Origin of the sequence: Pseudomonas brassicae (assembly GCF_010671725.1) — a bacterium.
Classification (GTDB): Bacteria; Pseudomonadota; Gammaproteobacteria; order Pseudomonadales; family Pseudomonadaceae; genus Aquipseudomonas; species Aquipseudomonas brassicae.
In genome coordinates this window covers 1-8,560 of record NZ_JAAHBU010000369.1, presented here as the reverse complement: position 1 = coordinate 8,560, position 8,560 = coordinate 1, and the positions used below count along the sequence as shown (strand labels likewise).

Annotated in this window: 4 protein-coding genes and 3 pseudogenes; all 7 read right to left on the bottom strand. The window is 65.6% G+C overall.

The features are described from left to right. Positions 1 to 38: 38 nt before the first annotated feature. A complete protein-coding gene (locus tag G3436_RS21785) occupies positions 39 to 1,490 on the bottom strand; it encodes a PepSY domain-containing protein (protein ID WP_163949336.1) in 1,452 nt (483 codons plus the stop codon). 46 nt (positions 1,491 to 1,536) lie between these two features. Beyond that, positions 1,537 to 3,689: pseudogene (locus tag G3436_RS21780) on the bottom strand (TonB-dependent receptor). A gap of 105 nt (positions 3,690 to 3,794) precedes the next feature. Continuing rightward, positions 3,795 to 4,181: a DUF2946 domain-containing protein gene (locus G3436_RS21775; protein WP_163949333.1), complete on the bottom strand. Its 387-nt coding sequence runs from the start codon at positions 4,179 to 4,181 to the stop codon at positions 3,795 to 3,797. 54 nt (positions 4,182 to 4,235) lie between these two features. Further along, positions 4,236 to 6,264, bottom strand: a pseudogene (locus G3436_RS21770) (mechanosensitive ion channel family protein). 197 nt (positions 6,265 to 6,461) lie between these two features. After that, complete coding sequence (locus G3436_RS21765) at positions 6,462 to 7,463, bottom strand: sulfate ABC transporter substrate-binding protein (RefSeq protein WP_163949330.1); 1,002 nt, start codon at positions 7,461 to 7,463, stop codon at positions 6,462 to 6,464. Positions 7,464 to 7,556: 93 nt separating this feature from the next. After that, positions 7,557 to 8,381 (bottom strand): ion transporter, encoded by an 825-nt coding sequence (locus tag G3436_RS21760; protein WP_163949328.1) that lies wholly within the window; start codon positions 8,379 to 8,381, stop codon positions 7,557 to 7,559. Between the two features lie 31 nt (positions 8,382 to 8,412). Next, positions 8,413 to 8,560: pseudogene (locus tag G3436_RS21755) on the bottom strand (urea transporter); the annotation flags it as partial.

The following is an 8,560-nucleotide window of genomic DNA, read 5'->3' as shown; positions in this document are numbered from 1 at the left end:
GGCTTGCCAGCGAAGGGCTCCACCGCCGATCCAGGGTGCTAGCGCCGCAAGCGGCGCCAGCCCATCACCACGCCACTCACACTGAGCACCAGCCCACCCAGGCTGAACACGATCATCCACGCGTCCCACAACGGCCGTCGCACCAGCAGCGGCAGCCAGTCCCAGCTGTGCAGCAACGCAAACAGCCAGCGCGAGGCACGCCGTGGCTGGTCCAGTTGCCCGAGTATCTCGCCGGTGTACAGGTCCAGGTGCAGCCAGGTCTGCGCCGGGTCATCGAAGCGCACCCGCAGTACGGGCAGGCGTTTCTCCAGATGCCCGAGCATGCTCTGCTCGGCCCGCGCGTAGTAGTAGAAGTCGTAGGCCTCCAGTTGCTCCACCTGCAGCGTCGGTTCGATTGCGCGCGCCGCCTGCTCCAGTAGCGCTCGCGGCAGGCGTTCCAGCACCTGTCCGTCACGCATCGACAACACGCGTGTTCGCCCGGCGCCGTCCTGGCCCACCAGGTAACCCACACCGCCAATCAGCCGCCACTCCAGCTCACGTGCGTTGAACCCCTGCGCCTCGAAGCGCGCCAACGCCTGTGCCGGCGTGACTGCAAATGCCGAGGCCTCCAGCGGCCCACCCTGATACGCCGCGGTGTCCAGCGCAGCCGCGCTGCTGAACACCCGCCACGGGTTCATCGACATCAGCCCACTGAAGATCCAGGTGATCGCCAGCGCACCGAACAGCAAGCCGCCCAGGTGGTGCCAGCGCGCCCAGCCCTTGTACGGTGAGCGCGAGCCGCTGCGATAAGGCCGGCTGAAGCGCCAGCGCATCACGCCAACGGCCGTCCCGAGTACGGCCATCACGCACGCCGCCAGCGACCCGTAGATCACCAGGTTGCTCCACAGCCCGTCCAGGCCGATACCGCGCAGCGGGTACAGCCAATGCAGCCAGGCGCCTATCAGGTTCCAGCCACGCTCGCTGGCGCTGGCATCGCGCACCACCGCACCGGTCTGCCCGCAGAGGTACAGCAGCGTGCCATCGGCATCGTCCAACTGAACGCGGTGCAAGGGGCGCTGCGCATCGAGTGCACGTGAATGGGTCCACAGGTCTTCCTGCACCTCGCCCTGGTACTGCGCCTCGGCCTGTGGGGCGTACTGCCGTGCACTGGCCAGGGCGCGTTCGCGCTCGGTGGGGGCGATGCGCTCGCCGGTACGGGCATCGAGCGCAATGTCGCCGCGCCCGGCATAGGTGAACAGGTAGGTCGGCTGCCCGGCCACCGTGCTCAGGCGCACCCGCAGGGGCTGCGGTTCGCCTGCCTTGAAGGCCTCCTGCAGAGGGATGCAGCAGCCCTGCGCTGACAGAGCCGGCAGGTGGGCCAGGTGCTCGCGAGGCGTCAGCTTGGGATAGCCGACATACAACATGACCATGCCCGAGACGAACCACAGCGCCATGACCACGCAGGTGCCGATGCCCAGCCAGCGGTGCCACAGGTACAGATATCGCTTCATCGTGATGCTCCTTCAGGGCCGAGGCCTGTGACCTCGGCCCGGCCGGTCAGAAGCGGGTCTGCACCGCCAGTTCGAAGGTGCGTGGCGCACCCAGGTAGAGCATGCTCGCCGAGGTCCAGCGTGCGTACACTTCGTCGGTCAGGTTGCGCACCCGCGCAGTGATGCGCGTATCGGCATCCACCTTGTAGCCGACGAAGGCGCCGAACAGGGTGTAGGACGGCGCATACCGGGTGTTCGCCGCATCGGCGTACACCGACGACACGTAGCGGCTGTCACCGCCGATCTGCCAGCTGGGGTCCAGGTCGTAGGTCAGCCACAGGTTGGCGACGCGGTCGGGGGTGTTGGTAGGGGTGTTGCCCTTGCGCGAGAACGTACGGCCGCCCACGGTTTCGTTGAACGTGTCGTACTGCGCATCGACATAGGCGATGTTGCCCTCGGCCAGCAACGGCGGGGTCACGCGCAGCGAGGCCGCCACCTCGACACCCCGCGACGATTGCTTGCCCACCGGCTGGGTGAAGCCGGGGTTGGCCGGGTCGGCCGTGGCCAGGTTGTCGCGCTCGATGCGGTAGGCCGCCACGGTGGCTGCGCCACGCCCGTCGAGAAAGTCGAACTTGCTGCCCACCTCGATCTGCTTGCCGGTGCTCAGGTCGAAATCGCGCACCTGGCCGAAGCTGGCAGTGGTCAGGATGCCGGCCGGCGGGTCGGCCGCGGTGCTGTATTGCACGTACACGTTGGCCGCCGGGGTCAGTTCGTAGACCAGGCCGACACGGCCGGTGGTCGGCCGGTAGCGGCGCTTGAACCGGGCCGGGTTGGCCTCGCTGACGACGCGGTAGTTGCGCACCTGCAGGTCGATGTTGTCGTGGCGAAGCCCGCTCAGCAGTGACAGTCGGTCGGTCAGCGCCAGGCGGTTTTCGACAAAGCCGGCCCAGGTATCGACGCTGTTCTGCCGGTTCTTCTCGTAACCGGGGAACATGCCCGGCAGGTCGTAGAAGTGCCCCGGTGCAAAATGCTCGGGGTCGACGCTGCCGGCGGCGGTGCCCGAGCGCGGGTAGGTCAGCTGCACGTTATGGCTGTAGTCCAGGCCCGCCGACCACTGGCTGCGCAGGCCCAGCCACGGGCTGTCATGCAACAGCTCCAGGCGGTTGCCGTTCAGCTCCTGGTCGTGGCGCTGCAGCAGGCTGCCGGAGCGTTGCACGCGGCGGTTGTCGGCGCTGTAGGTGTAGGTTTCGAGGTTGCGGAAATTACGCTCGGTGTTGTAGTGGTACAGCGTATTGCGCAGCGACGTGGCGTCGTCGAAACGGTACTCGGTGATCGAGCGCAGCCAGCGCACGCGCTGCTCGTAGCGGCCATCTTCGACGTTGTAGTTGTCGAAGCGACGGTGTTCGTCGACCTTCATCTCGCCGCCCAGCGGGTTGAGCACCGGGCTGCCCCAGTAGGGGCTGTCGACGCTTTCGTTCTGGTATTCCAGCGCCAGGGTGTGCGACAGCTGGTCGTTGATGTCGGTCAGCAGCGAGAACGCCACGCTCCAGGCATCGCGCTCCTCGCGGTCGACGTAGCCGTTGCTGCGGGTGTGGCTGAAGTCCAGGCGCGCATGGTTGTTGGGGTTCAGCGCATGGTTGAAACCGAACGAGGTTTCACTGCTGTCGTACGAGCCATAGCTGATGCGGCCTTCGTTGAAGTCTTCGGTGCGGCTGGCGAGCTTGGTGATGTAGTTGATCGAACCGCCCACTGCGCTGGCGCCGAACAGGAAGCTCGACGGCCCGCCGACCGCTTCGACCCGGTCGTAGATCAGCTGTCGACCGGGCGTGCGGCAATCGAGTCGTACTGCACGCTGATGCCGTTGAACAGCTGGGTGATCTGCGCGCCGGAAAAGCCGCGGTACGACACCGAGCCGGCCGAGCCCGGCGGCGAGGCGGCGTTCAGGCCGGGCACACCGGCGAGCATGTCCTGGGTGGTCCTGGCGCCGCGCTGTTCGATTTGCTGGCGGTTGACGAGGCTGATCGAGGCCGGCGTTTCACGCGGCGTCAGGCCCAGGCGCGAGCCGGTGTGCGCGGGGGTGTCCAGTTGCATGCCATCCGGGGTGCGCGCACGTTCGCTGATGTGCAGTTCGGGCAGGGTGAGCGCGTCGTCGGCGAGGGCGCTGAACGACAGGGCGCAGAGCAGGGCCGTGCAGCCCTGCAAATGGGGTGAGCGGGTCATCATGGTGAACACTCTGGGATTGAGCCAGCGGCATGCCGCCCCATGCGCCACGCGGGCGCCAGGGCACATGCCGGTTACAGGCAGCCGCGAGGCTGCCAGGTCGGATCAAGCCAGCAGGGGAGAGGCGCGTGGGTTGGCTGACGGCCAGCAGTAACGTGGCGGTGCCTTGCTGTGCAGCTCGCGGTGGTAGCGCCGGGTGCGGGTAAAGGCCAGCAGCCAGCCCAGCACCAGGCTCAGGACCAGGCACACCACGGCGGCGGCGCAGACCGGGCAGGTCTGCAGGCTGTCCCAGCCGGCCACGCCCTGATCGCTGTAATCGCTGTTCAGGGTCGGGCCGGGGTTGCCCATGGCCGAGCAGAACGCACCGCCGATGCCGTTGAGCTGCAGCCCCATCATCTGCCCGTGGCCGATACCGCAGGCGAACAGATTGAACAGCACGCTGAAGTACAGCGTCCAGGCAATCAGCGAGCGGTCGGCACGGGGAAAAGTCATGGCGGCGACTTTAGCACTACCTTCCCATGCCGGGAAGGTTGCGTGCCCGCGTGTTTATTTCGCTACGTCGCGCCCCTGTGCCGGTTGCGGGTAGTACTGCGCGAAGCTCACGTCGGCGGCCTGGTCGACGCGTTTCTTGAGGCGTTCGTTGAACGCCCGGTTGACGGCGTACTGGCCGCCGGAGCTGGTGCGGAACTGGGCGGTGAGGGTGATGCCGTTGAGGTTCATGCTGTCGACCCCGAACACCTGCAGCGGCCCTTGCAGGCTGTGGCGCAGGATCGGGTCTTCGCTGATCGACTGGCCCACTTCGCGGATCAGTTGCAGGGCGCTGTCGACGTCGGTCTGGTAGCTGAACTGCACCGAGAAGAACGCATAGGCGAACTGGCGCGACTGGTTGGTGACGGCCTTGATCTGGCCGAACGGCACCGAGTGCACGAAGCCCTTGCCGTCGCGCAGGCGCAGGGTGCGGATGGTCAGGCTCTCGACGGTGCCGGCATGGCCGGAGTCGAGCACCACCCAGTCGCCGATGGCGATGGTGTCCTCGATCAGGATGAACAGCCCGGTGATCACGTCCTGCACCAGTTGCTGCGAGCCGAAACCGATGGCCAGGCCCACCACCCGGCGCGGCCAGCAGCGGCGCGACGTTGATGCCCAGGTTGGCCATGGTGGTGATGGTGCAGATCACCACCAGCACGATCTTGATGGCGTTGCGCAGCATCGGCAGGATGGTGCGCACCCGTGTGCTGGGCTGGCGTGACTGGCGTCGGCCCGCGGTCGGCTTGAGTGCTTCCTGGATCGCGGTGTCGATCACCACCCACAACAGCCAGGTCACCAGCAGGATCAGGCCGATGCTGCTCAGCGAGTCGCTGATGGCGCGGCCCAGGGTGTTGCGCAGGGCGAAGTCGAGCACCGAGAAACCCCAGATACGCCCCAGCAGTTCGATGAACCCGATGGCCGTGGCAATGCGCAGCAACGCGTGGACGAGGTTGCGCAGCAGCTCCTTGTAGGGGCGCAGGCGTTGGCCGGGGTCGATGTCGTGGGTCTTGAACAGGTGCTGCAGCACCGTGCTGAGAAACACCGTGCCGATCAGCAGGATGGTGGTCAACAGGGCTTTCTGCAGGGCTTTCTGGCTTTCTTCGCCGGCACCGATCAGGTTGATTGCCGACACCAGGATCATCATCAGGATCGGCAGGTACCACAGCCACGAGAAAATCCGCAGGGTCTCCTGCAGGGCGCGATGCTGCAGGCGATCCTGCAGCGCGCGGTTGCGGATCAGGTGGGCCACCGGACGGCGCAGGCGGATCACCAGCACGGCGAACGACAGGGTGGCCAGCAGGCCGGTGATCACCGCCACGCTGCTGGTGATATTGCCGCCCAGCTGGCGGGCGATCTGCGGGCTGGTGAGGGCATCGGCCCAGGCGGCCAGAAAGCCGATCATGAACAACGCGCGCGGGGCGAGCTGGCGAATGATACGCACCGCGGTGCGCTTGTGGCCGGTGTCGAACACGGTGATCAGGCACAGGATGATCGAGGTCGAGAACAGGCCGCTGCTGGTGGCGTAGGCCAGGCTCAGGCCCAGCGCACGCCCCACCGAGGGGTCGAGCAGGCGGGTGCTGACGTACAGCGTGGCGGGCAGGCTGGCCAGCGCGGGCACGGTGTAGGGCAGCAGGTAGCCAAGCAGCTTCTGTGCCCGCGGCCGCTCGCGCAGCAGGCGGCTGCGGTTGCTGCGGTGGGTCAGTACGCGGCCCAGGCTGCTGAGCACGACGAAGACCACCAGCCAGGTCAGGGTGAGCAGGGCGAAGTCGCCGAGCAGGTCGAGGGAGTCCTCGGCATGGCGGTCTACCAGCTGGTTGACTTCGTTGCTGGCGCGGTTGGCGCGCAGGCGCCAGGCGTCGATCAGGTGGCCGTCGACATCCAGCTCCTGGCTGACATCGTCGAAGCTGTTGGCCAGCGCCCCGAGCAGGCCGCCCTGGACAACGGGTTCGGGTTCCTTCTCGCTGGCTTCGGTGGTGGGGATCAGGCTGGCGGCGAGCAGTTGCGTGCTGAGCAGGCAACCGAGCAGCAGGGTGAGCAATCGAGTCACTGGGCACTCCTTGAGCCGTGAATGACGGGAAGGGTAGTCCAAGGAACTGATCGGCAATTGGTGTGCAAGTTCGAAACGGTGTCGCATTCTTCGCTGGCAAGCCAGCTCCCACAGGGTTTTGTGTGCACCGCCAGACCCTGAATGCCGGGCAGAAAAAATCCGGGGCCCATCACGGGCCCCGGAGTGTTCACCCAGCCTTACTGCCCGGTATAGATCTGGTCGAAGATCCCGCCATCGTTGAAGTGGGTCTTCTGCACGGTGCGCCAGTCACCGAAGGTCTTCTCTACCGACAGGAAGTCGACTTTCGGGAAGCGGTCGGTGTACTTGGCCAGCACCGTCGCATCACGCGGGCGCAGGTAGTTGTTGGCGGCAATCTCCTGGGCCTCGGGCGACCACAGGTACTTCAGGTATTGTTCGGCGGCCGCCCTGGTGCCTTTCTTTTCCACCACCTTGTCCACTACGCTCACCGGTGGCTCGGCCTCGGCCGACACGCTCGGGTAGATCACTTCGAACTGGTCACGGCCGAACTCGCGGGCAATCATCTCGGCTTCGTTCTCGAAGGTCACCAGCACGTCGCCGATCTGGTTGGTCATGAACGTGGTGGTGGCGGCACGGCCACCGGTGTCGAGTACCGGTGCCTGCTTGAACAGTTTGCCGACGAAGTCCTTGGCCTTGGTCTCGTCGCCGCCGTTCTTGAGCACATAGCCCCAGGCCGACAGGTAGGTGTAGCGGCCATTACCCGAGGTCTTGGGGTTGGGCACGATCACCTGTACGCCGTCCTTGAGCAGGTCAGGCCAGTCTTTCAATGCCTTGGGGTTGCCCTTGCGCACGATGAACACGGTGGCCGAGGTGAACGGCGCGCTGTGGTTGGGCAGGCGCGTGACCCAGTTGTCCGGCACCAGCTTGCCGTTGTCGGCCAGCGCATTGATGTCGGTGGCCATGTTCATGGTGATGACGTCGGCCGGCAGGCCGTCGATCACCGAGCGCGCCTGCTTGCTCGAACCGCCGAAGGACATCTGCACGGTGATCTTCTCTTTGTGCTCGGCTTCCCAGTGCTTCTGGAACGCGGCGTTGTAGTCCTTGTAGAAGTCGCGCATCACGTCGTACGAGACGTTGAGCAGGGTAGTCGGGGCGGCCTGGGCGAGGTTGCTCAGGGCCAGGCCCGCCGCCAGAAGCGAGGCACCAAAGAGTTTTTTCACTGCGCGTTCCTTGTTCGAGTTGGGGTAAAAGGCATTATGCCAGCGACTATAGCGGCTCGGCCTTAGGCGCTTAAAGATTAAAAAGTGCTGTGGTTATTCCATCTTCTTGAACAGCGCATTGCCGCAGCGCGAGCAGAACGCGGCGCCGTGCTCATGGCTGTGCTTGCGGCACACCGGGCAGTCGTGCTGCAGCTGTTCGCCGCGCATCGCGTTGGCCAGTTCGGCGGTGAAAATACCGGTGGGCACGGCAATGATCGAGTAACCGGTGATCATCACCATCGAGGAGATCACCTGGCCCAGCGGGGTCTTGGGCACGATGTCGCCAAAGCCCACGGTGGTCAGGGTGACGATGGCCCAGTAGATGCCCTTGGGGATGCTGGTGAAGCCGTGCTGCGGGCCTTCGACCACGTACATCAGGGTGCCGAACACGGTGACCAGGGTGGACACGCTGACCAGGAACACGATGATCTTCTGCTTGCTGCCGCGCAGCGCCGCCAGCAGATAGTGCGCCTGCTTGAGGTAGGGGCTGAGCTTGAGTACGCGAAAGATGCGCAGCATGCGGATCACACGGATGATCAGCAGGTACTGCGCATCGCTGTAGTACAGCGCGATGATCCCCGGCACGATCGCCAGCAGGTCGACCAGCCCGTAGAAGCTGAAGGCATAGCGCAGCGGCTTGGGCGAGCAGTACAGGCGGGTGATGTACTCGGCCAGGAAGATCGCGGTGAAGCCCCATTCGATCCACGCCAGCAGCCCCGCGTAGCCCTGGTGGACCTCGTCGATGCTGTCGAGGATGACCGTGATCAGGCTGGCCAGGATGATCAGCAGCAGGATGCTGTCAAAGCGCCGGCCGGCAACGGTGTCGGTTTGAAAGACGATGACGTAGAGCCGCTCGCGCCAGCTCGAAGGGGTGTTCATGGGCGCTTTCCATTACAAGATGGAGCAGAGCCTAGGGGCTGGCCCGCAGCTGTGCAAGCGGCCGACGCCGGGCGTGGGTGCCCAGTTGCAGCAGCCAGCAGGCGAGGATGAACGGCGCTGTCAGCCCCGGCACCGGCAGCAGGCTCACCAGCGGTTGCAGCACGATCGCCAGCACGATT